This is a genomic window from Bacteroides sp. AF32-8BH (genome assembly GCF_003435205.1).
GTDB lineage: Bacteria > Bacteroidota > Bacteroidia > Bacteroidales > Bacteroidaceae > Bacteroides > Bacteroides ovatus.
On sequence record NZ_QVLZ01000117.1, the window covers coordinates 1 to 811 of the forward strand.

General features: G+C 29.3%; 1 protein-coding gene. It reads right to left on the reverse strand.

The genetic code is table 11. The features are described from left to right. Nucleotides 1-73: 73 nt before the first annotated feature. Entirely contained in the window at nt 74-736 is a 663-nt protein-coding gene (locus DWZ47_RS30280; RefSeq protein WP_118423541.1) for a hypothetical protein, read from the reverse strand. Nucleotides 737-811: the final 75 nt, after the last annotated feature.

The window sequence follows — 811 nt, forward strand, 5'->3', positions numbered from 1 at the left end:
ATTTGGCATATCGTTCGTTCATATTTTCTTTGTTTTTATTATTATCGGTAATGTTTGGCAGCGTTCCGCTTATTCAGTCGGTTTGCTGTTTGTTAGTTTGAAAATTATTTGATTCTTCGAAATATCGTAATACATTCTTATACCATCTTCCACATTTATCATTTTGATAATAAGATATAGCGAGTTCTTTAGCTTTTTTCTCATTACCAGTGATATAATACATCGTAATTATCATAAGGATAGAATGATCTTTAGAATTCCACCAAATATAGTCTTTATTATTCTCAAAATCCATAAGTATATTCTGGATTGTTGTTCTTTCATTAAGGAAACTTAATATTTCCTTGAATGGCATATTATCAAGATTAAATACATTTAGAAGTTCATCTAATGATAACAAGTCAAACGATACAGCCCTTTTTCCAGAAATAAAACCTGAATTAATATTAAGAACAATTCCAACTTTCTCAAAATCTGTTTTGGCATCTATCAGAACAGAAGCCATCTTTTCAATTTTTGGCGAATTATAGAATAAATGAATACTTATATAGCCTATGCCATTAGTGAATTGAGGATTAACAGAGGAATTGATAAGAATCGTTTGCTTGAAATCTCCTACTTTACGATGAAAACACATCTTAGATTTGTTCCAGCTGTATCCATATTTAGATAAAGTTGAAATAAACCCTTGTTCTAATACATTTCTTATTGCTATTCGTAATTCTTCTGCTTTCATATTAAAAATCAAACTAATGTCCGGCGGATAATCGAGTTTTTAGAAGATTAATCCGCTTGTTATAAACTCAATTCA

Bases quoted from the DNA above. Each gene is read 5' to 3' on its own strand.
- DWZ47_RS30280 (WP_118423541.1), bottom strand. From the start codon at position 736: ATGAAAGCAGAAGAATTACGAATAGCAATAAGAAATGTATTAGAACAA.